The 21,239-nt window shown below is 71.8% G+C and carries 20 protein-coding genes and 1 tRNA gene; 12 read left to right on the top strand and 9 right to left on the bottom strand.

The annotated features are described in order from the left end of the window. Positions 1–69: 69 nt before the first annotated feature. From AC1VM9_RS01510 to AC1VM9_RS01500, 3 genes are all read left to right on the top strand, one after another. Entirely contained in the window at positions 70–945 is an 876-nt protein-coding gene (locus AC1VM9_RS01510; protein WP_481342491.1) for a carbohydrate ABC transporter permease, read from the top strand. Then, positions 938–1,822, top strand: a complete 885-nt coding sequence (locus AC1VM9_RS01505; RefSeq protein ID WP_483120763.1) for a carbohydrate ABC transporter permease — start codon at positions 938–940, stop codon at positions 1,820–1,822. The genes AC1VM9_RS01510 and AC1VM9_RS01505 overlap by 8 nt, the downstream gene beginning before the upstream one ends. 125 nt (positions 1,823–1,947) lie before the next feature. Further along, on the top strand, positions 1,948–2,991 hold the full coding sequence (locus AC1VM9_RS01500; RefSeq protein ID WP_483120761.1) for a LacI family DNA-binding transcriptional regulator: 1,044 nt from the start codon (positions 1,948–1,950) through the stop codon (positions 2,989–2,991). Here AC1VM9_RS01500 and AC1VM9_RS01495 read toward each other — a convergent pair. Together AC1VM9_RS01495 and AC1VM9_RS01490 are read right to left on the bottom strand one after the other, a co-directional pair. Continuing rightward, positions 2,960–3,967, bottom strand: coding sequence for a hydroxyacid dehydrogenase (locus AC1VM9_RS01495; protein ID WP_483120760.1), 1,008 nt, complete (start codon positions 3,965–3,967; stop codon positions 2,960–2,962). The two genes, AC1VM9_RS01500 and AC1VM9_RS01495, sit on opposite strands and share 32 nt — an antisense overlap. Beyond that, positions 3,964–4,680 (bottom strand): sugar phosphate isomerase/epimerase family protein, encoded by a 717-nt coding sequence (locus tag AC1VM9_RS01490; RefSeq protein ID WP_483120759.1) that lies wholly within the window; start codon positions 4,678–4,680, stop codon positions 3,964–3,966. Before AC1VM9_RS01490 ends, AC1VM9_RS01495 begins: the two co-directional genes overlap by 4 nt. Before the next feature lie 255 nt (positions 4,681–4,935). Between AC1VM9_RS01490 and AC1VM9_RS01485 the strand changes: the two genes are divergently transcribed. From AC1VM9_RS01485 to AC1VM9_RS01465, 5 genes are read left to right on the top strand one after another with little or no spacing between them, the layout of a single operon-like run. After that, positions 4,936–6,087 (top strand): Gfo/Idh/MocA family protein, encoded by a 1,152-nt coding sequence (locus AC1VM9_RS01485; RefSeq protein ID WP_481342487.1) that lies wholly within the window; start codon positions 4,936–4,938, stop codon positions 6,085–6,087. Next, positions 6,084–7,244 (top strand): dihydrodipicolinate synthase family protein, encoded by a 1,161-nt coding sequence (locus AC1VM9_RS01480; protein WP_483120757.1) that lies wholly within the window; start codon positions 6,084–6,086, stop codon positions 7,242–7,244. The genes AC1VM9_RS01485 and AC1VM9_RS01480 overlap by 4 nt, the downstream gene beginning before the upstream one ends. Continuing rightward, positions 7,241–8,077 (top strand): sugar phosphate isomerase/epimerase family protein, encoded by an 837-nt coding sequence (locus AC1VM9_RS01475; RefSeq protein ID WP_483120755.1) that lies wholly within the window; start codon positions 7,241–7,243, stop codon positions 8,075–8,077. Before AC1VM9_RS01480 ends, AC1VM9_RS01475 begins: the two co-directional genes overlap by 4 nt. Before the next feature lie 2 nt (positions 8,078–8,079). Beyond that, positions 8,080–9,198, top strand: coding sequence for a glycerate kinase (locus tag AC1VM9_RS01470; RefSeq protein WP_483120753.1), 1,119 nt, complete (start codon positions 8,080–8,082; stop codon positions 9,196–9,198). 2 nt (positions 9,199–9,200) lie between these two features. Next, positions 9,201–10,424 (top strand): AGE family epimerase/isomerase, encoded by a 1,224-nt coding sequence (locus AC1VM9_RS01465; RefSeq protein ID WP_483120751.1) that lies wholly within the window; start codon positions 9,201–9,203, stop codon positions 10,422–10,424. Between the two features lie 109 nt (positions 10,425–10,533). Here the strand turns inward: AC1VM9_RS01465 and AC1VM9_RS01460 are convergent. The 3 genes from AC1VM9_RS01460 to AC1VM9_RS01450 all read right to left on the bottom strand — a co-directional run bounded on the left by AC1VM9_RS01460 (position 10,534) and on the right by AC1VM9_RS01450 (position 11,870). Further along, a tRNA-Arg gene (locus AC1VM9_RS01460) sits at positions 10,534–10,609 on the bottom strand. A 162-nt stretch (positions 10,610–10,771) separates the two neighbouring features. Continuing rightward, a complete protein-coding gene (locus AC1VM9_RS01455; RefSeq protein ID WP_483120750.1) occupies positions 10,772–11,119 on the bottom strand; it encodes a hypothetical protein in 348 nt (115 codons plus the stop codon). 232 nt (positions 11,120–11,351) lie between these two features. After that, positions 11,352–11,870 carry a hypothetical protein gene (locus tag AC1VM9_RS01450; RefSeq protein ID WP_481342481.1) on the bottom strand — a complete coding sequence of 173 codons (519 nt, stop codon included), beginning with the start codon at positions 11,868–11,870 and terminating at the stop codon, positions 11,352–11,354. A gap of 430 nt (positions 11,871–12,300) precedes the next feature. On the opposite strand from AC1VM9_RS01450, the gene AC1VM9_RS01445 reads away from it, so the two are divergent. From AC1VM9_RS01445 to AC1VM9_RS01430, 4 genes are all read left to right on the top strand, one after another. Beyond that, positions 12,301–13,035 carry a hypothetical protein gene (locus AC1VM9_RS01445; protein WP_483120748.1) on the top strand — a complete coding sequence of 245 codons (735 nt, stop codon included), beginning with the start codon at positions 12,301–12,303 and terminating at the stop codon, positions 13,033–13,035. A 275-nt stretch (positions 13,036–13,310) separates the two neighbouring features. Continuing rightward, on the top strand, positions 13,311–13,688 hold the full coding sequence (locus AC1VM9_RS01440) for a hypothetical protein (protein WP_481342479.1): 378 nt from the start codon (positions 13,311–13,313) through the stop codon (positions 13,686–13,688). 183 nt (positions 13,689–13,871) lie between these two features. Then, positions 13,872–17,993, top strand: coding sequence for an AAA domain-containing protein (locus AC1VM9_RS01435; RefSeq protein WP_483120746.1), 4,122 nt, complete (start codon positions 13,872–13,874; stop codon positions 17,991–17,993). Positions 17,994–18,048: 55 nt separating this feature from the next. Next, entirely contained in the window at positions 18,049–18,474 is a 426-nt protein-coding gene (locus AC1VM9_RS01430; RefSeq protein ID WP_481343877.1) for a tetratricopeptide repeat protein, read from the top strand. Between the two features lie 110 nt (positions 18,475–18,584). Here AC1VM9_RS01430 and mscL read toward each other — a convergent pair whose 3' ends face one another. The 4 genes from mscL to AC1VM9_RS01410 form a co-directional block, all read right to left on the bottom strand. Next, the gene (mscL, locus tag AC1VM9_RS01425) at positions 18,585–18,968 is read right to left on the bottom strand and encodes a large conductance mechanosensitive channel protein MscL (RefSeq protein WP_483120745.1); all 384 of its coding nucleotides are present in this window, start codon (positions 18,966–18,968) and stop codon (positions 18,585–18,587) included. A 56-nt stretch (positions 18,969–19,024) separates the two neighbouring features. After that, positions 19,025–19,819, bottom strand: coding sequence for an SAF domain-containing protein (locus AC1VM9_RS01420; RefSeq protein WP_483120743.1), 795 nt, complete (start codon positions 19,817–19,819; stop codon positions 19,025–19,027). Positions 19,820–19,827: 8 nt separating this feature from the next. Next, the gene (locus AC1VM9_RS01415) at positions 19,828–20,754 is read right to left on the bottom strand and encodes an S-methyl-5'-thioadenosine phosphorylase (RefSeq protein WP_483120741.1); all 927 of its coding nucleotides are present in this window, start codon (positions 20,752–20,754) and stop codon (positions 19,828–19,830) included. Between the two features lie 72 nt (positions 20,755–20,826). After that, positions 20,827–21,207 carry an FmdB family zinc ribbon protein gene (locus tag AC1VM9_RS01410; RefSeq protein WP_483120739.1) on the bottom strand — a complete coding sequence of 127 codons (381 nt, stop codon included), beginning with the start codon at positions 21,205–21,207 and terminating at the stop codon, positions 20,827–20,829. Positions 21,208–21,239 lie beyond the last annotated feature (32 nt).

The following is a 21,239-nucleotide window of genomic DNA, read 5'->3' as shown; positions in this document are numbered from 1 at the left end:
ATGACAGCGATCAGGACCGAGGTGGCGGGGCGAAAGACTGCCCCGCCACCGGGGGCCACGAGGCGACCCGTGAAGGACCTGCAAGCGTCGCAGAAGCGCGCCGGCTGGGTGATGCTGGCGCCGGCGCTCATCCACGCGGCGGTGTTCCTGCTCCTGCCGATGGTCATGCTCGTGGCGCTCAGCTTCACCGACTACCAGTTCCTGGGTGGCTACCACTGGGTCGGCGCCGACAACTTCCTCCAGCTCATGTCCGACGACCGCTGGCGGACGGCACTGGTCAACACGGTGCTCTACACCCTGGTGACGGTCCCCGTCGCCATGGCGGTCGCTCTGCTGATTGCGCTGGGCCTGAACTCGGGTATCCGCGCCCGGGGGGCCTTGCGCGTGCTGTACTACATGCCCCAGGTCACTGCGACGGTCGCGGTCGCGACGGTGTGGCTCTGGATCTTCCAGCCGGACGTGGGCTTGGCGAACAGCGTCCTGGGCCTCTTCGGACTGCCGCCCCAAGGCTGGCTCACCAACCCGAACCTCTCACTGCCGTCGCTGATGCTCGTGGGGGTCTGGCAGGGCCTCGGCGCGAAGATGGTCGTCTACCTGGCGGCCCTTCAGAGTGTGAGCCGGGACCAGCTCGAGGCTGCGCAGCTGGACGGCGCCAACCGGTGGCAGACCTTCTGGAACGTCACCTGGCCAGCCCTCGGCCCTGCCCACTTCTTCGTCTTCGTCACCTCGACGATCGCCTCCTTCCAGGTGTTCGACCTGGTCTTCGTCATGACGAAGGGCGGGCCCGGGTCGAGCTCGACGGTGATGACCTACGAGATCTACGAGGAGGCGTTCCAGGGCCTCAAGCTCGGGTATGCGGCTGCCCAGTCCGTCGTGCTGGTCGTGCTCATCGGCGTGTTCACGCTGGTCGGTTTGCGGCTTCAGAAGGTGAGCTCCGATGCATAGGCCGCACACCGCCCCCGGTCGCCGTGGCCGCGGCGTGTACGCCCTGACGGCCGTCATGGGTCTGGGCGCCGTCGCGATGGTCGCACCGTTCGTGTGGATGCTGCTCACGTCGCTGAAGTCGCCGTCCGAGCTCACCGAGTTCTCCTGGATCCCCGAGCAGCTGCGGTTCCAGAACTACACGGAGGCACTGGCGGCTGCCCCCTTCGCGCGCTACTTCCTCAACACGGCGCTGCTCACGGTCGGACAGACGGCCCTGACCCTGGCCTTTGCCACGTCCGCCGGCTACGCCCTTGCGTGCACGCCGATCCGGGGCCGCAAGGCGCTCAACGCGTTCGTCGTCGTCCTCATCATGGTGCCGTTCTACGCGATCCTCATCCCAGAGTTCCTCGTGGTGAAGTCCATTCCGTTCTTCGGTGGCAACGGCATCACGGGACAGGGCGGTACCGGCTGGCTCAACTCGTGGTGGGGTCTCATCATTCCGCACGCCATCGCCCCGATCTACATCTTCCTGGCGCGCCAGTTCTTCGTCAGCCTTCCGGGGAAGCTCGCCGAGGCCGCCCGGGTCGACGGGCTGTCCGAGTACGGGGTCTTCGTCAGGATCATGCTGCCGCTCATCAGACCTGCCGTGATCACCATTGCGGTCTTCCAGATCGGGGCTGCGTGGAACAGCTTCCTGTGGCCTCTGCTCATCACGCGGGACGACTCACTTCGGCCGATCCAGGTCGGCCTGGCGATCTTCTCGCAGGACCCTCTCAACGTGCAGTGGGCCTACTTGATGGCGGGCGCCTCGCTGGCGGTGCTCCCGATGATCGCCCTGTTCATCGCCGCCCAGAGGTACTTCATCGAGGGGATGGCCTCGGCCGGCCTCAAGGGCTGACCGGAGCGCGCTAGCATCTCGGAAGGCGCTTCCCGTGGCCTGCCCGCCAACTCGACGAAGGATCTGCCGTGAATGCCATGTCGCCGGGGCCGGTAACGCTTCAAGACGTCGCCAACGAGGCCGGTGTGTCCCTCGCGACCGCCTCACGCGCCTTCAACGGCAGCACCCGCAAGGTTCGGCAGGACCTCAAGGAGCGCGTCCTCGCCGCCGCGGCGAAGCTGAACTATGCGGCCAACGGACCTGCGCAGGCGATGGCGCGGGGCAGGACCAATGTGGTCGGGCTCATCGTCCACGACATCTCGGACCCCTACTTCGCCGCCATCGCCGCGGGGGTCATGCGCGCCGCGGAGGACCAGCACCTGCTCGTGACGCTCGGTAGCACGATGCGGCGTCCGGAGCGGGAGCTCGACTACGTCCAGGTGCTGCGGGGACAGCGGAGCCGGGCCGTGATCCTGGCCGGCAGCCGCGTCGACGATCCCGACCTGCTGGCTCGGTTGCGAGAGGAGTGCGAAGCCTTCGAGCGCGCCGGGGGTCGCGTCGTGGTCATCAGCCAGCAGAAGCTCCCGCTGGACACCGTCGTCGTCGAGAACCGCAGCGGGGCCAAGGCGCTGGCCCAGCAGCTGGCGTCACTCGGCTACCAGCGGTTCGCGGTCCTGGGAGGGCCGACGCGGTTGCTGACCGCCCGCGACCGCGTCCAAGGCATCCGCGACGGCCTCGCGGCAGCGGGACTGTCCGCGCCGGTGGTCCTCGAGGGTGCGTTCACGCGCGACGGCGGGCACGATGCGATGCGTGATCTCCTGACGTCCGGGGAGGGGCTCGACTGCGTCGTGGCCGTCAACGACGTCATGGCCGTCGGGGCCATGGCCGCCTGCCGGGACGCAGGACTGCGCCTGCCCGAGGACCTGGCCCTTGCCGGCTTCGATGACATCGCGACCCTTCGAGACGTGCATCCGAAGCTGACCACGGTTCGCCTGCCGCTGGAGCGTATGGGCGAGACCGCGCTCGAGCTCGTCACGACGGCCGCAGGGGGGAGCCGCACCGCACCCGCCGAATTCGCGGCCAGGTCCTCATCCGCGAGAGCACCCCGCCCCGACGGATGGGCTAGGGCCGTCAGCCGGGTCCGACCGGACAGGCCGGTCAGGCCATCGTCTGCAGCTGCGTGGCGGTGACCGCGCCGACGAGCTCGCGGCCCTCTGCGAGACGGACCGCGTTGTCGACGGCGTGATCCCCCAGGCGAAACAGCTCGTTGCCGAGCGCGCCCGCGACGTGCGGGGTGGCGACGACGTTGTCCAGGTGGAGCAGCGGCGAGCCGTGGGGGAGTGGCTCCTCGGGGTCGGTCGTGTCCAGGACGGCGCGGAAGCGGCCGGAGACCAGCGCCGTCACGAGGGAGTCGTGGTCCACCAGGCCTCCGCGTGCCGTGTTGATGAGCGTGGCGCCCTGCCGGATGAGGCCGACGCGCCTCGCGTCGATCATGTGCCGGGTCGAGTCGAGCAGGGGAGCGTGGAGGCTGATCACGCTGCACGAGCTCAGCAGCTCGTCGAGGCCGGCGAGCCGGACGCCGAGCCGGGCGGCCTCCGGGTCGCTCACGTAGGGGTCGTGCAGCCAGATCTCCAGGTCGAACGGGGCCAGGAGCTCGAGCACGCGACGCCCGATGCTCGAGGCGCCCACCAGCCCCACGCGTCGGCCGTAGCAGCCGGCTTCCTTGAATTCCTCGAGGGTGTCGACACGGCCACCGGGGCGGTAGAGCTGCTGGGCGCGGAAGACCTCCTTGGCGCTCAGCAGGATCATGGCCAAGGTGTACTCGGCCACCGGCAGCGCGTTCACCTGCGCGGCCGAGGTGACCGCGATGCCTCGGGCCCAGACGGCCGGGTCGAGGTGGCCGCGCACGGACCCTGCGGCGTGCAGGACCCCCTTGAGGTTCGGGAGCCTCTCGAGCACCTCGGCGTCGATGCGAGGGCAGCCCCACCCGGTGATGAGGACCTCCACGCCGGCGAGGGCGGCCTCTTCCTCGTTCGAGAAGTCACGGATCGTCCGAGCCGTGTCCACGTCGTAGACGGATCTCAGGCGGGCCGCGGCGGCAGGGGTGAGGAGCCGATGTGGAAGATCGGCGGCCATGGCCAGTGCCGCTGAGCGCGTCTCGGTCATGGGGTGCTCCCGTCCGTGAGGGCACGCAGTGCCTGAGCCTCCTGGGCCACGAGGTCTGGGTTGTCGTCGACGACGAACTCCAGCAGGAGGTCCACCGGCTTCCGTGTCGCCAGGACGTCGAGGGCTGCACGCCACAGGTCGCGGCGACCCAGCAGGGGCAGGCGGTGGGTTGCCGGCCACCACGAGAACACGTGAACGGCGCTGACCGCGTCGATCACCTGGGTCAGCGTCCGGACGGCGGCAGCGTCGGGGACGTCGTTGGGGGGCTGCCAGTACGTGGAGACGGCGGGATGGTCCACCTCCCGGAGGAGATCCAGCGTGCTCTGGGCGTTGTCCGTCAGTGTGTCGGCGTGGAACTCGAACGACAGTGAGACCCCGTGTCCCGCAGCGATCTCGGCCGCTTCCCGGGTCGCCGTGACGACGCGCTGGCGCGTCGGGGGATCGGTGTGCGCCGATCCCACCGCACCGGCCCAGATGCGGACACGGTGGGCGCCGAGTCTCTGCGTCGCCTCGATGGCACGTCGGACCTGCCGGATGTCATCGACCCCCGCACGCCAGTACGAGCCGTAGGAGGCCACGCGCAGGCCGGCGTCCTCGGTGCGCCGGCGAACCTCGTCCAGCCGGGGGAGGTCACCAGGTGGCGCGTGCACGTCGGCGCCCCACTCGATGCAGCCCAGCCCCGCACGTGTTGCCACCTCGACCACGCGCTCCACGGACAGCTTCCGCAAGGTCACCGAGCACAACCCGAGGTGGCGATCTGGGACCGCATCCAGCACTGCTGACTCCTTCGGGGACCACGAACCACTCTGGCGTGAGTATGGCAGGCAACCGCTTTCCGCACCACCGCTCGCCCGGACTCCATCGTGAGCGACGGCTGGTCGCACGCGTGCGGGAAACGCTTACCGCTTCATGTTGAGAGGTGATACCGTTGATGGCAAGCGCTTTCCGCTACGTGTTGAGGACGGGACATGACATCCAACTCCATCGGCATCATCATGAACGGCGTCACCGGCCGCATGGGCTACCGGCAGCACCTCGTGCGCTCGATCCTGGCCATCCGTGACCAGGGTGGCGTCGAGCTGGCCGACGGCTCACGGGTGCAGGTCGAGCCGATCCTGGTCGGGCGCAACCCGGAGAAGGTCAAGGAGATCGCCGAGCGACACGGCGTGGACCGGTACACCACCGACCTCGACGCCGCGCTGGCCAACCCCGAGGACGAGATCTACTTCGACGCCCAGCTGACGTCCGTGCGTGAGGAAGCGATCCTCAAGGCGATCACCGCAGGCAAGCACATCTACACGGAGAAGCCGATCTCGGAGTCGCTCCAGGGCTCTCTGCGGTTGGCGCGCGCTGCCGCGGAGGCCGGTGTCAAGAACGGCGTCGTGCACGACAAGCTCTACCTGCCGGGGCTGCTCAAGCTCAAGCGGCTCATCGACGGCGGCTTCTTCGGCCGCATCCTGTCGGTCCGTGGGGAGTTCGGCTACTGGGTGTTCGAGGGGGACTGGCAGCACGCGCAGCGTCCAAGCTGGAACTACCGCTCCGAGGACGGCGGCGGCATGACCACGGACATGTTCTGTCACTGGAACTACGTGCTGGAGAACCTCTTCGGCCGGGTCGAGGCGGTCACGGCCAAGTCCGTCACGCACATCCCGCAGAGGTGGGACGAGCGGAACCAGCCGTACACCGCGACCGCCGACGACGCCGCGTACGGCATCTTCGAGCTCGAGGGCGGTGTCATCGCCCAGATCAACTCCTCGTGGGCCACGCGGGTGCATCGCGACGAGCTCGTCGAGTTCCACGTCGACGGCACCGAAGGCAGCGCGGTCGCGGGACTGCACAACTGCGTCGCCCAGCACCGAGCCGAGACGCCGAAGCCGGTCTGGAACCCCGACCTGGTCGAGTCGACCCCGTTCCGGCAGCAGTGGCACCCGGTGCCGGACAACGAGGTCTTCGACAACGGGTTCAAGGCCCAATGGGAGCAGTTCCTGCGGTACGTCCTCGGTGAGGGCGAGCACCCCTACGACTTCCTCGCAGGCGCGCGCGGTGTCCGACTGGCCGAGGCCGGGCTGGAGTCCTCGGCGCAGGGTCGGCGGATCGAGCTCGGCGAGCTGTCGGCATGACCGTCCTGGACCTGCCTCGAAGCGACGGCAGCTGGCAGCGGCTGCAGCTGCGCGAGCCCACCGCGTGGACGTCCCCGGACGCGCCGCCCCGCACCCGCATCGCGTTCGGCGCGGCCCATGTTGTCGCCAGTCCGCTCGGCGAGAACGTTCCCGGAGCGCCGGCGGTTCTCGACTGGGAATCGACCCTCGGCTTCCGCCGGTACTTGTTCGCCCATGGCCTCGGGGTCGCAGAGGCGATGGACACCGCTCAGCGCGGCATGGGTTTGGACTGGCGCACCACCCGCGAGCTGATCCGCCTTTCGGCGGCCCAGGCCGAGGCCGAGGGTGCGCGCATCGCGTCCGGCGCCGGGACCGACCACCTGGCCTCTGACGTCTCCAGCCTCGAGCAGGTCCTGGCCGGCTATGAGGAGCAGCTCGCGTTCGTCGAGTCGACCGGTTCGCAGGCGATCATCATGGCCAGCCGGCAGCTGGCGCGGCTGGCCAATGGGTTCGAGGACTACGCCCGGATCTACGACCGGTTGCTGACCCAGTCCGAGCGGCCCGTCATCCTGCACTGGCTCGGGCCCGCGTTCGACCCGGCCCTGGCCGGGTACTGGGGCAGCGACGACGTCGAGGTCGCCACGAAGAACTTCCTGTCCGTCATCGCCGATCACGCCGACCGGATCGACGGTGTCAAGGTGTCGCTGCTGAGCGCCGAGCACGAGAAGGGGCTGCGCGCCGCGCTGCCGGCGGGTGTGCGGCTCTACACCGGAGACGACTTCAACTACCCCGAGCTGATCAAGGGGGACGGCACCCACCACTCGGACGCGCTGCTGGGCATCTTCGCCGCCATCGCGCCGGCCGCTGGAGCCGCGCTGGCCGCGCTCGACGCCGGTGACCTGGCCGCCTATGACGCTGCCTTCGCACCGACCCTGCCGTTGGCGCGGCACGTGTTCGCAGCCCCGACGTACTACTACAAGACCGGCATCGCCTTCCTTGCCTGGCTCAGCGGGCACCAGCCGGGATTCACCATGGTCGGCGGCCTGCAGAGCGCACGCAGCATCGTGCACCTGGCCGACACGGTCCGGCTCGCCGACGCCGCCGGCCTGCTGCCGGACCCCGACCTGGCGGCGGAGCGCATGCGGACACTGCTCGCCGTGGCAGGACTGTGCCGGTGAGTGCCGGGCTGGAGCGGCTCTCGCTCAACCAGAAGACGACGAACTCCTGGTCGCTGCCCGAGGCAGTGGACGGGTGTGTCCGGGCAGGGCTGCAGGCCATCGGGGTGTGGCGTGAGCCGGTGGCCGACATCGGCCTGGACCGGGCCAAGGCGCTCATCGAAGCCGCCGGGCTGCGCGTGTCCTCGCTGTGCCGCGGGGGCTTCCTCACCGCGGTCGATGACGACGCGTTCGAGGCAGCCGTGGCGGACAACGTCCGCGCGATCGAGGAGGCGGCGTCGCTGGAGGCTGACTGCCTCGTCATGGTCGTCGGTGGCCTGCCGGACGGCTCCCGTGACCTGCCAGCCGCGCGAGCTCGCGTCAGCCAGGGCATCGAGCGGCTCGTGCCGGTCGCGGCCAAGCATGGTGTGCGCCTCGCGCTCGAGCCGATGCACCCGATCTTCACCGCCGACCGTGGGGTGCTGGCCACCCTCGGCGAGGCGCTCGACATCGCCGAGCCCTACCCGGCCGAGAACGTCGGCGTCGTCGTCGACTCCTTCCACGTCTGGTGGGACCCCCAGCTCGAGCAGCAGGTCGCCCGAGCCGGTCGCGCGAACCGCATCGCCAGCTTCCAGGTGTGCGACTGGATCACCCCGCTGCCTGCCGACTCGCTGCTGTCGCGTGGGATGATGGGAGACGGGCACATCGACTTCCGCCACCACTACGAGCTGGTGACGGCTGCCGGATACACCGGCGACATCGAGGTCGAGATCTTCAACGCCGAGGTCTGGGCGACCGACCCCGATGCAGTCCTGGAGACGATGAAGCGCAGGTACCTCGACGTGGTGGTGGCCTGACGATGCGTGTCGTCATCGCTCCTGACTCGTACAAGGGGAGCATCAGCGCCAGGGACGCGGCCGAGGCCATCGCTGGAGGCTGGGCCGCGATCCGTCCGTCGGACGAGCTCTGCTGCCTTCCGATGGCCGATGGCGGCGAGGGAACTCTGGATGTCATCGAGGCGAGCACGCCTGGCGCGCGACGCCTCATGACGCGGGTGCTCGGCCCGGCAGGCCCCGCGATGGCGCCCTGGCTGCTTCTGCCGGACGGGACGGCGGTCGTGGAGCTCGCCGTGACATCCGGACTTCCGCTGCTGCCTCAACCCGACCCGCTCGGAGCTCACACGTTCGCGTTCGGGCAACAGCTGCTCGCGGCGGCCACGTGCCCGCAGGTGAAGCGGGTCGTCGCGGCACTGGGCGGATCGGCGAGCACCGACGGCGGCGCCGGTGCCCTCACTGCTCTCGGTTCTCGCTTTCTGGGACCTGGTCACCTTCGCCTGCCGCTCGGGGGGTCACACCTGGTCGACCTGACCGGCATGGACCTCTCGCGGTTGGTTCCCCCGCCGCCTGGCGGGGTCGAGGTCCTCGTGGACGTCGACGCGCCACTTCTTGGACCGGCCGGCGCGGCCGCATCCTTCGGCCCGCAGAAGGGCGCAGGCCCGGAGGAGGTCCAGCTGCTCGAGCGCGGACTGCGGACGCTGAGTGCTGTGGTCGGCAACCACGGCGACGCGCCAGGCAGCGGCGCGGCCGGCGGTACGGCGTTCGGCTTGGCCACGCTTTGGGGCGGTCGCCTGGTCAAGGGCTCGGAGGCCATCGCGCGGCTCACCTCTCTGGACGAGCAGGCGGCGCGCGCCGACCTGGTGATCACCGGAGAAGGGCGCCTGGACGCCCAAAGCTTCAACGGCAAGGTGGTCGGCCGCGTGTCACTTGCCGCCGGGACGGCGACGCTGCTCTGGGCCGTCGTCGGTCAAGCCGCACCCGAGGCCACATCGCGTGTCGCCGAGCTCATCGTCCTGGAAGAGCTCGCCGGGTCGGCCCAGGACGCCATGGCCGACCCCGCTCGGTGGCTTCGACAGGCCGGGATGCGCCTTGCGGGCCGAGCCAGCGCCGACACCACCGGCATCTCACGAAAAGGGGCCTGACGATGACCGTCGCCCAGACCGAGCCCACCGTCGAGCACCTGCTCTGGCTCACGGAGCACCGCCACCAGCTGTTGGAGCTCGCCCTGTCAGCCATGCATCCGGCCGGCGGCTTCGGCTGGCTCGACGGGGCCGGCGGCCTGTTCGCGGACAAGGGAGTCGAGCTGTGGATCACTGCCCGGATGACCCACGTCGCAGCGTTGGGGGCACTCGAGGGAGATTCGCGGGCCGCGACCGCGGTGGACCATGGCGTCAAAGCCTTCGAGTCGACGCTGAAGGACCACGAGTGCGGGGGGTGGTTCGCGGCAGTCGACGGGGCCGGCGCTGCGAACACGGACAAGCGAGCCTATGAGCACGCCTTCGTGATCCTGGCCGCCGCCGGCGCGACAGCGAGCGGACATCCTCGAGGCCGAGCGTTGCTCGAGGAGGCGCTTCAGGTTTTCGACCAGCGGTTCTGGCGCCCCAGGGACGGTCTAGCGGTCGACGTCTGGAACCGCGACTGGAGCGAGCTGGAACCCTACCGGGGCGTCAACGCCAACATGCACACGGTTGAGGCGCTCCTGGCTGCCGCGGACATCACCGGGGATTCCACGTGGGTCGCCTACGCTGCCGCGATCGTCGAGGCAGTTGTGCATGGGTTCGCCGCCAAGTCCGCTTTCCGCCTGCCTGAACACTTCACCGAGACCTGGAGCCCGGTGTGGGACTACAACATCGACTCACCGGCCCACCCGTTCCGCCCCTACGGCGTGACCATCGGGCACCTCTTCGAATGGTCGAGGCTGACTCTGCAGGTTCGAACCGCCCTCGGCGGTGGCGCGCCCGCGTGGATGCTCAGCGATGCCGTGGCGCTCTTCGACCGCGCGGTGCTCGAGGGGTGGAAAGTGGATGGCCGGGACGGCTTCGTCTACACGACGGACTACGCGGGGGTACCGGTCGTCCGCGACCGGCTGCACTGGGTTGTCACCGAGGCGATCGCGGCGGCGTGGGCGCTGTACGAGGCGCTCGGGACCTCCGAGCATCTCGCCCTGTACTACACGTGGTGGGACCACGCGAAGGGGCTCTTCATCGACCCCAACAGCGGGTCATGGCAACACGAGCTCGACCCGGAGAATCGTCCTGCCAGGACGGTCTGGTCCGGCCGTCCGGACGTGTATCACGCCTACCAGGCCGCCCTGTTGCCGTCGCTGCAGAGGGTCACGTCTTTCGTCGGCGCGTTGTCGCACGCCTAGGTTTACCCCGCCAAGGCTTCGGGCACCCCACGGGCACCCAGCCCGGATCGGTGTTCCCAACGTCCGCGGATGGAGGTGCCGCAGACACGCCCTGACCTGCGGAAACGTGTGGTGCCCCCGGCAGGATTCGAACCTGCGACACCCGCTTTAGGAGAGCGGTGCTCTATCCCCTGAGCTACGAGGGCGGGGGATGGCTGAGACCCTCGCTGGAAACCTCGCTGAAAGGGTCGCTGTAACCCTCGCTGTAACGAGGCCCGTCGGGCCGACCAACGGGGACAGGCTACTGGACCGCCGCCGCGGCCCCGCACACGAGGGCGCCGGGCACGCCGGTGGACCCAGCACGCCTTTCATGGTCTGGCCGCGCGCCGGGACGCGACCTCGAGACCCAGACCGGCGAGGCCGAGAAACACGAGCAGGACCGACGGCACAAGGATCGGATCACTCCACTCGACGACGGGCCCGTGGGCGTTCGGAGGCGGGCCCGGGTAGTCGGCAGGACTGCCCGCCCGCCCGTTCATGACCCCCGCCGCCAGGGCAGCCCCGACGAGGAGCTCGACGGTGCTGAGCACGAGCGAGGGACCGCGACGCTCGTCCGGTGCACGTCGCAGAACGATGGCCGCCGTGTAGACGAAGACCCCGGCGGCCAGGGCAAGCAGCAGACCCAGCGGCAGAAGCACCCCCTCCAGCTCGGCCATGGGTGACCGCCCCGCCACGACCAACGCGCCGTCGGGCGTTAGCCATGACCCATCGAAGCACTGCACGACGTGGCCAGCACGAGTTCGGGTGCTTGTTCTCCTCGCACGCCGCGGCAGTCCCGGAGCTCGCCGAACTCGGACGGCAGGGACCGCACGCCACGTCGCGGTGGCCTGCGGTCCCGCCCCTCCCCCTATCCCTGCCGCCGGTCACCGCCGAGGTCAGGGACGTCTGTCACGGAGCGATCTGTTCCTGCCCGAAGGCACCCATGAAGCTCACCGAGTAGTGGCCGTACGTCGCCGGGACGATGAAGGGGGACACCTGACCGTCCGGGGACCCGTCGATGACGATGTACCTGTTGTTCGGGTCCTTGGGTGTCGTCGGCGACGGCGGCGTCGACGACACGATGACCCGCCAGGCCGGGTCGTAGTCCTCGTGCCCGGCGCCCGCTCCGCCACCACCGGCGCCCGCGTGGCCGCATTCCGCGATCTGCGCGTTGCCGATGCCCCACGTGTTCGTGGCGTCGCCGGGCATGAGCGCGATCCATCCCCAGATGCCGCCCAGGCCGAAGATGTTCTGGCACGGTGCGCCCGGTTTCGTGCAGTTGAGCGAGATCTCCACCTGGTAGACGGCCCCGTTGTAGTCGCTGGCCGCGCGCGCCGAGGTCGCGCCGAGCATGGTTGAGGCGCCGGCGAGACCCAGCGCGACGAGGGTCGCCGTGGCATGACGCCTGGTGAGCCCGTGTCCGATCATGAGCGGTCCTTCCGCAGAACGGCCGGCATCGGAGCCGGTCTTCCGGGCCTGTGCTGGGCCCCCGAGCCGCAGGCTGCGTGCCACGTTAGGCCGACGTCGTCGGGCGCACCGTCGAACCGGCTGGACTGACAGGACATTCGCAGGTGGGGTCCCTTAAGGGAGGGATCGGCACGTTGGTCCTCCAGCCTGCTCCCATGCGGAGCGACGCCCCGGTTACCGCCTCGCTGAACCGGCCGCGAACGCGCCGGCCCGGCCTCGCCGGGCGGGCCTCGCCGGGCGGGTGGCGCCACGCGGTAAGCATCCGTCACCGCATCGACACGAACTGCTCACAGAGCCTCGCCTGCCGGTTCCCGTCCGGATGACGCCTCCCGTTTCGGGGCGGCGAACCCTCCCGTTCACCATCGACCATCAGCATCGGGAAGGACCACGCATGGCCACCGAACGCCCCTCGTCCTCCTCCGCCCTCGCGGCCGAGTCGCCCGCGCCGTCCAGACGCCGCGGCTTCCTGTTCTCCCTCCTTGCCGTCGCCCTCGCCAGCGCCTTCCTCACCTGGACGCTTCCTCGTGGCAGCGCCGACGCCCAGCCGGTCACCCTCGCCCACACCCACGAGGTGGCGCCGAGAACCGTGGCGCAGCAGGCGTTCCACGACCAGATGCGCAAGCTGTGGGAGGACCACGTCACCTGGACCCGGCTCGCGATCGTGACGTTCGCGGACGGCTCCGCCGGCTTCCCGGCGACCGCCGATCGGCTGTTACAGAACCAGACCGACATCGGCGACGCGATCGTGCCCTTCTACGGAGAGGCGGCGGGCCAACGGCTGACGGCGCTGCTCCACGACCACATCACCATCGCCGTCGAGGTCCTGAAGGCGGCGAAGGCCGGCGACACCACCGCGTTCACTGACGCCAAGAACCGCTGGTACGCGAACGCGGACGACATCGCCGACTTCCTGGCGCAGGCCAACCCGCGGTTCTGGCCCCAGGCCATGATGCGCGACGACATGCGGGTCCACCTCGACCAGACCCTGTCCGAGGCGGCCCACGAGCTGGCCGGCAGCTACAGCGCCGGCGTGACCGACTACGAGGCGGTGCACGCGCACATCCTCCAGATGGCCGACATGCTGAGCGGCGGCATCATCGGAGCCTTCCCGAGCTCGTTCCGCTGACGCCTCCCCCTGCGCGAACGGCCGGTGCGGCCGTCGCGCTGGGCATCCTGCCCCAGTCGAGTGCGCGACCGGACGCCCCCGCACCCGTCACCGGCCGACGTGTGCGGGGGAGTCGCCGGTGCGGGCCAGCGGTTCGGCGCGTCCCTGGTTGACACCCGCGGAGTGCAGCGAGCCGTCGACGCGGTCGGTGCCGCGGCCGGACGTCGCCGCGGGATACTGGCCGGGCGGGACCGACAGACCGACTGACCGGACGACTCGCCGACGAAGGGCCAGCCATGGGAGGGACGCGCGCGCTGCTGTGCGCCGGCGCGTGCTGGCTCACGCTCGCCCTCCCCGGCCCCACGCTGGCCGCCTGCTCGTCCGGTGTCCCGGTGCCGGACCCCTCGACCACCATGGGCACGACTACGGCGACCATCGACGTCCTGCTGGAGACGCACTGCGGTGTGCGTTACCTCGTCGTCGACGGCGACTGGTTCGAGCGCGACGGCGGCCCGCTCGACGACGGTCGAGGCAACCCGCCGCCCGGGTGGGGCAACCCGTACCACGCCGGCCGGGTGGTGCTCAGCGACGACACCGCACTCTTCTCCGACGACGTCGGGCACCACGAGACCTTCCGGCGCCTGCCCACCGCGCCGACCATCGACTGCACCTGAGCTGCGCCTGAGCCGATGCCCTCCGCCGTGTCGCGTCCGCTCCGGAGCCCACCGCAGGCGTCCGCACGCCTCCGGACGCGTCCGAGGGCTGGCATCGACGGCCGCCGACGCCGGACGCGGCACCCAGCCGACGCACAGGCGTCGGTCCCCGGCGGTGGGTTGCCGATTCGTTAGCCTGCAGGAATGACCGAAGCGCTCAGGCACGACCCTGCCCTCCCGGCCGAGTCGACCTCGGGCGACCCCCGCGCCGACCGCGTCGCGGGGGCGGTGCGCACGTGGCAGCGCGCCCTCGTCGACCTCGGTGGCCGCAACACCCTGCTGTGGTACCGCGACCTCCCCTCCGGCACGCTCGACCTCACCACCGCGCACCCCGGCGGGGTCTCGATGCTGCTCGCGGGCCGTCGTACGCGCCTGTCCGACCTGTTCCGCGAGCCTGCGGCCCTCGACGAGGCCCGCCGTCGCGCCCGCGCCATCCGCGCCAAGGCGCTCGAGCTGCGCGAGGAGCGCGGCATCGCCGCCGGGTTCGTCGCCATCGGGATGGCGACGTGGTCCGTGCCGCGGGCCGCACGGCCGCCGGCCGCGCCCGTGCTGCTGCGTGCCTGCGTGCTGCGGCCCACCGGCGCCGCGCAGGACGACTTCGAGATCGACCTGGGCCCCGAGGTGGAGTTCAACCCCGTGCTGCGCGAGTACCTGCGCTCCGAACAGGGGATCGAGGTCGACGGCGACGCGCTGGCCGACCTCGCCGCCGGCCCCTCCGGGTTCGATGCCCACCCCGTGTTCGCGGCGCTGCTCGAGCAGTGCGCCCACGTCTCGGACATCGACATCGCGCCCCGGATCGTGCTCGGCACCTTCTCCTACGCCAAGCTGCCCATGGTCGCCGACCTCGCGCTGCAGGGCGGGTCGCTCGCCGACCACGATGTCGTGGCCGCGCTCGCGGGCGACGAGTCGGCCCTGGCGGCGGTGCGGCTGCGCGTGCCCGACAGCGACCCCGACCCCGACCCCGAGCACGAGTACCTCGTCCTCGACGCCGACTCCTCCCAGCACGCCGCGATCGACGCGGTCCGTGCCGGAGCGCACCTCGTCGTCAAGGGGCCTCCCGGCACCGGCAAGTCGCAGACCATCGCCAACCTCATCGCGGCGCTGGCCGCCGAGGGCAAGTCGACGCTGTTCGTCGCCGAGAAGCGCGCCGCCATCGACGCCGTCCTCACCCGCCTGGACCGTCTCGGTCTGGGCGACCTCGTCCTCGACGCCTACGACGGCCCGACGAACAAGCGCGCCACGGCGCTGCAGTTCGGCCGCAGCCTCGACGCCGCCCTCGAGCACACCGACAGCCCCAGTGACGGCACCGGCGCCGAGCTGCGGGACCGCCGGGCACGCCTCCAGCGCCACGTCCGCGCCCTTCACGAGGTGCGCGAGCCGTGGGGCGTCAGCGCGCACGACGCCGAGCAGGCGCTCATCGAGCTCGGCATGCGCAGGCCGCCACCCACCTCCCGGGTCCGGGTCGCCGGCCGCGACCTGTCGGCGACCAGCCGGGCCCGGGCCGTCGAGCTCGGCCGTCGGCTGCGCGACGCCGCCGGACTCGGCGCGTGGGTCCGCGACGGCGACGACCCGTGGTTCGGTGCCCGCATCCTCAGCGCGGACGACGCGTCGCGCGCCCTCGAGATCACGACGCGGTACAGCACGACCGGCCTCGACGACACCGGCAACCGCCTCAACGGCATCCTCGCCGAGTCGCAGGTGCCGGCCGCCGAGTCGATCAACGTCTGGGCCTCGGCGTTCGCGACGATGTCCCGGGTCCGCGAGACCCTCGAGGTGTTCCGGCCCGAGGTCTTCGACACACCGCTGCGCGAGCACATCGCCGCCACCGCCACCCGCGACTGGCGCGAGACGCGCGACGTCGAGATGGGCTGGCTCGACCGCTGGCGCATCCGCCGGCAGACCCGGCGCCTGCTGCGGCCCGGCCGCCCGCCGGCCGACCTGCACGACCGGCTCGTGGCCGCGTCCGAGCAGCGCGAGCACTGGTACGCCCTCGTCGGTGGCGGCGGTCGCCCCGAGATCTCCCCACGACTCGACGAGGGCCTCGCGCTGCTCGCCGAGGTCAAGGGCGACCTCGACTGGCTCGACGCGCGGCTGCCGCAGCGCGAGGACCAGCCGCCGCTCACCGACCTGCCGCTCGACGCGCTGCGCGACCGGCTCGCCGCCCTCGCCGCACGCCCGGACCGAGTCGCGGTGCTGCCCCAGGTGACGAGCATCCTCGACGAGATGCGCTCGGCCGGGCTGGGCCCGCTCGTCGACGACCTCGCCCGCCGCGGCGTCGCCACCGAGCAGGTCACCGCCGAGGTCGACCACGTCTGGTGGGCCTCGGTGGCGCAGGAGATCACCGTGCGCGACCCCGCGTACGGCGCGCACGACGGTGCGGGGCTGCGACGCGACGTCGCCGAGTACGTCGAGGCCGACCGCGCCCACCGGGAGGCCACGGTCGCCCGCGTCCGCGACGCCGTCGCCCGCAACGTCCGTGAGGTCCTCGGCGACCACCCCGCGCAGGAGGCCCTCGTCCGCGCGGAGGCCGGGAAGGCCCGGCGGCACAAGCCACTTCGCGACCTCGTGCCGCAGGCCTCCGCCGCGCTGACGGCGATCAAGCCCTGCTGGGCGATGAGCCCCCTCGTTGTCGCCTCGACGCTCCCGCCCGGCAAGTGGTTCGACGTCGTCGTCTTCGACGAGGCCTCGCAGGTGCAGCCGGCCCAGGCGATCTCGGCGATCAGCCGGGCGCGCCAGGTCGTCGTCGCGGGCGACGAGAGGCAGCTGCCCCCGACGAACTTCTTCACCGTCGTCTCCGACGACGACTCCGCACCGGCCGAGGCCGACGAGACGCTGACCGAGGGCTTCGAGTCGGTGCTCGACGTCCTCGCGGCGACGCTGCCGACGCGCAGCCTCACCTGGCACTACCGCAGCCGCGACGAGCGCCTCATCGCCTTCGCGAACCGGGCCGTCTACGACGGCGGGCTGACGACGTTCCCCGGCACCTCGATCGACTCCGCCGTGACCTTCGAGCCGGTCGACGGGCAGGCCACCCTCCAGCCCGGCGTCGATGCCATCGAGACGACCGAGGCCGAGGTCGCCCGCGTCGTCGAGCTCGTCCTCGAGCACGCGCGCACCCGGCCCACGGAGTCGCTCGGCGTCATCGCCCTCGGCATCAAGCACGCCGACCGCCTCGACGACGCCGTCACGGCCGCGTTGCGCCGCGCGCCCGACGTCGCCGACTTCTTCGACACCGACCGGCCGGAGCGCTTCTTCGTCAAGAACCTCGAGCGTGTCCAGGGTGACGAGCGCGACGCGATCATCCTGTCCATCGGCTACGGCAAGACCCCGCACGGGCGGGTGCTGCACCGTTTCGGACCGCTCAACATGGAGGGTGGGGAGCGGCGGCTCAACGTGGCCATCACCCGGGCCCGCCAGCGGATGACGGTCGTGTCGGCGCTGCGCGCGTCCGACCTCGACCCGGAGCGGCTCAAGTCCCGCGGCGCCGTCATGCTCCGTGACTTCCTCGCCTATGCCGAGACCGGCGGCCGGCGCAGCGACGACGGCACGCTGTTCGCCGCCAACCCACCGACCGGCGACCCGCTGCGACGCGACCTCGCCGAGCGGCTGCGCCGCGAGGGCCTCACCGTCCACGAGGACTACGGCTCGGCGCGCCAGCGCATCGACCTCGCCGTCGAGGACCCCTACCACCGGGGGCGTGGCCTCATCGCCGTGGAGACCGACGGTGACCGGTACGCCGCGCTGCGCAGCACCCGCGACCGGGACCGGCTGCGCCCCGAGCAGCTGGCCCGGCTCGGCTGGATCCACGAGCGGGTCTGGAGCACGGACGTGTTCCGTGACCCCGCCCGCGAGATCTCCCGGATCGTCGCGATCGCCCGCGAGACACGCCCCTCCGGGACGGCGGCCGAGCCGGCCACCCGACCCGAACGGGAGGCAGCCGGCACCGCGGCGCAGACGGCGTCGGCTCCGGATGCGGCCGAACCGGAGGCGCCGACCACGTCGGGGGGTGCTGGTGCAGGCGACGGTGCCGGTGCAGCCGGTGCCCCCGACCCGGGCGACGGCGAGCCACGGCGGCGCAAGCGACGCCGCGTCTTCCGTCGTGGGACGGCGGAGACCGCGGCGGAGGACGTCCTCGAGGACCTCGCGCCGTCACCGGTCGGCGGCCGCAGCCGCGACGACACCGACCTCGGATGGGGTACCTCCCAAGCAGACGAGGCGAGCCGCGAGCAGTGGCTCCAGGAGCAGCGCCCCCCGCACTACGAGTGAGGACGCGAGAGGGGAGGACGGGAATGTCCCATCGGTCCATGGCGTTGGTGAGCCCATGAACACCACCCCCTTCCAGCTGCGCCTCTCCTTCGCGCAAGGGCTCTTCGAGCGGGGTGACCACCTCGCCGCAGCCACCGCGCTCGCCAACCTCGTCGACGAGGTCGACGCGCAGGCCACCGCTCCGGCCACGACCGGTGAGGCGGACTGGGCGCCTCACTCGACCACCGAGCTGCGTCTGCTGCTCGCCCGCGCCTACTTCCACTCGGCGCAGTTCCGGCATGCCGAGGAGACGCTGCAGCGGATCATCGAGGAGTGCCCGACCGATGCCTACGCGCACCTGCTGCTCGGCCGCACGCTGCAGCGCGCCGGCCGGCACGCCGAGGCGGCGCGGCCGCTGGCGCTCGCCGAGATCTACGGCGGCTACGAGCGTCCGCAGACCTACGGGGGCCCGGTACTCGGCCGGCCCCACGACGAGGACTGATCTCGGCAGCACCGGGGGCGTCGAGCGCGCGTTCCGGGCGTGCGAGGGGCGGGAGCAGCGAGCTCCGCCCCTGTGGCACGTACCGGCCGACGTGGTGGCGGAACGGCCGGTCAGCGGGTGCGCAGGGCGTCCCGGATCTCGGTGAGGACGATGATCTCCTCCGTCGGCGCCTCGGGCTCGGGCTCGACGCCCCGCTTGCGCAGGGCCGCCAGCCGGTTGATCGGCAGCACGATGAGGAAGTACACGGCGGCCGCGACGCAGAGGAACCGGAAGGCCGCGTCGAGGACGAGACCGAGGGAGAACTGGGCGTTGTTGACGGTGAAGTTGCCGACCTTGCTCAGGTCCGTCTTGCCGAAGACCGCGGCGACGATCGGCGTGATGAGCCCCTTGACGACCGCGTCGATGACGGCGGTGAAGGCCGCACCGACGACCACGGCGACGGCGAGGTCGACGACGTTGCCGCGCTGGAGAAAGTCTTTGAATCCCTTGAGCATGAAGGCCTCCCTCGAGTCAGCGGACCCCGAGCCGGGACCGGGCGTCGGCTGCGAGCCTAGTGGGGGAGTGCTCCGGGCTGCCGGATGGCGACGACGAAGCTCTGGCCGGCCTCGAGGGCGCTGAGGCCACGGGCCACCCGGGTGGCGTCGTCGGGCCCGAGCGACAGGGTGACCTGCGGCGGGTGGGCTGCGCCGAGCGCGCCGGCCTCGCCGGCCTCCCGCACCGCGAGGACGACGACGTCGGAGGCCGCCCGCTCGCCCGTACCGGTGGCGTAGAGGTCGACCCGGGCACCGGGTCGGGCACCGGCCCCCGACGCGTCGAGGACGGGGACGGTGAGCGCGACGTGGTCGGTCGGCTGGCCCGCCAGGACCGAGCCGCCGAGGAGCCGGCTCGGGACGACGACCTCGCGGGCGAGGAGTGGACCCGCCGCCGTCGCGCCGAGGACGGCGTCGACGTCGGAGGCCGCGCCGTCGGGGCGCTCGGCAGGTGGACGCGACACGACGGTCAGGTCGTCGACGCCGAGCACCGCACCCGCGGCGACGTCGCGGACCGCGACGACGGTCGGCAGGCCGACGGTCCCCGATGCTCGCGGTGACAGGGCGCCGACGCCGGCCCACACCGCGACCCCGGCGAGCAGCGCTGCGAGCCCGCGCCGCCACCGCAGCCGCCGCGCGACCCGGCGGCGCGGTCCGTTGGCGGTGCCGCCCCGGGCGGGACGGCCGGCCCGGTCGGCGCGGTCGCCCCGGACACCGCGACCAGCACGGTCAGCGAGCCCACCACGGCCGGCGCGCACCACCGGGCCGCCGCGTCCGCCACCGCCCGCCCGGCGCCCGAGGAGCCGTGTCGTCACCCCGGCCATCACGGGAGGGGGAAGGGCAGCTCGAGCCCGTCGAGGGCGCGGCGGCAGGCGCACGTCGCGACGTCGTCCGGCTCGTGCGCCGGGAGGCCGCCGATCGCGTCCCGGAGCACGGCCTTGAGCCGCTCGACGTTGGTGCCGAACACGCGCAGCACCTCCTCGTGGGTGACGGCCGGGCCGCCCTCGACCCCCGCGTCGGCGTCGGTGACGAGCGCGATCGTCGTGAAGCAGAGCGCGAGCTCGCGGGCCAGCGCGGCCTCGGGCATCGTCGTCATCCCGACGATCGACCAGCCGGCCTGCTGGTGCCACACCGACTCGGCCCGACTGGAGAACCGGGGTCCGTTGACGACGACGAGCGTGCCCTGGGCCTCGACGTCGAACCCGGCGCGCCCGGCGGCGTCGACGGCGACCCGACGCCCGTTCGGGCAGTACGGGTCGGCGAAACCGACGTGCACCACCGGCCCCTCGACGTCGTACACCGTGTGCTCGCGACCCCAGGTGCGGTCGACGACCTGGTCGGGGACGACCACGGTCCCCGGCCCCTGGTCCGCGCGGAGGGAGCCGACGGCGCACGGCGCGAGCACCTGGCGGGCGCCCACCTCGCGCAGCGCCCAGAGGTTGGCGCGGTAGTTGACCCGGTGCGGCGGGAACCGGTGGCCCTTGCCGTGCCGTGCGACGAAGGCCACCGACCGGCCCCCGACCTCGCCGACGACGAGGGGGTCGCTCGGGCGGCCGAACGGGGTGTCGACCTCGACGGTCTCGTACTCGTCGAGGAAGTCGTAGAGCCCGGAGCCGCCGATGACGCCGATCTCGGCACGCGGGCCGCCTCCGGCCCCGGACGCCGCGGCGGACGCAGCGCCGGTCACGGCGCCGGGCGCGAGGAGGGCGGTGGGCTCGGCGTCGGGGTGGCCGGCGGCGTCAGTCGTCATGGCCCGAGCCTAGGGCGGGGGTCCCGGCGGGATGCCGGGGCGACCCGGACCTGGGGACGAAGCCCCGCAGCGTCAGGAGGATGTGGACGAGGAGCCCGCGGCAGCCGTCGAGGACGAGGACGAGGAGGACGACGAGGAGGACGACGAGGACGAGGCGGCGGGGGAGGACGACCCCGTCGAGGAGGAGTCCGACCCGCCGTTCGAGCCCCCGGCCGAGGAGTCGGCCGACGACGAGGTGCTCGCGGCCTTCGAGCCCTTGCCGCTCGAGTTGGACGCGCGGGAGTCGGTCTTGTAGAAGCCCGAGCCCTTGAACGCGATGCCGACCGGGTGGATCACCTTGCGCAGCCGCGGCTGGCCGCACTCCGGGCACACCGTCAGGGCGTCCTCGGTGAACGACTGGCGGATGTCGAAGGCGTGCCCGCACTCGGTGCACGCATAGGAGTAGGTGGGCATGAGGACCTCGGTGATCGGAAAGAGACGGGAAG

The sequence above is a fragment of the Monashia sp. HAY1-11D genome, assembly GCF_056868035.1.
The sequence above is the reverse complement of the archived record's forward strand: the minus strand, read 5'-3'. Positions and strand labels throughout refer to the sequence as shown.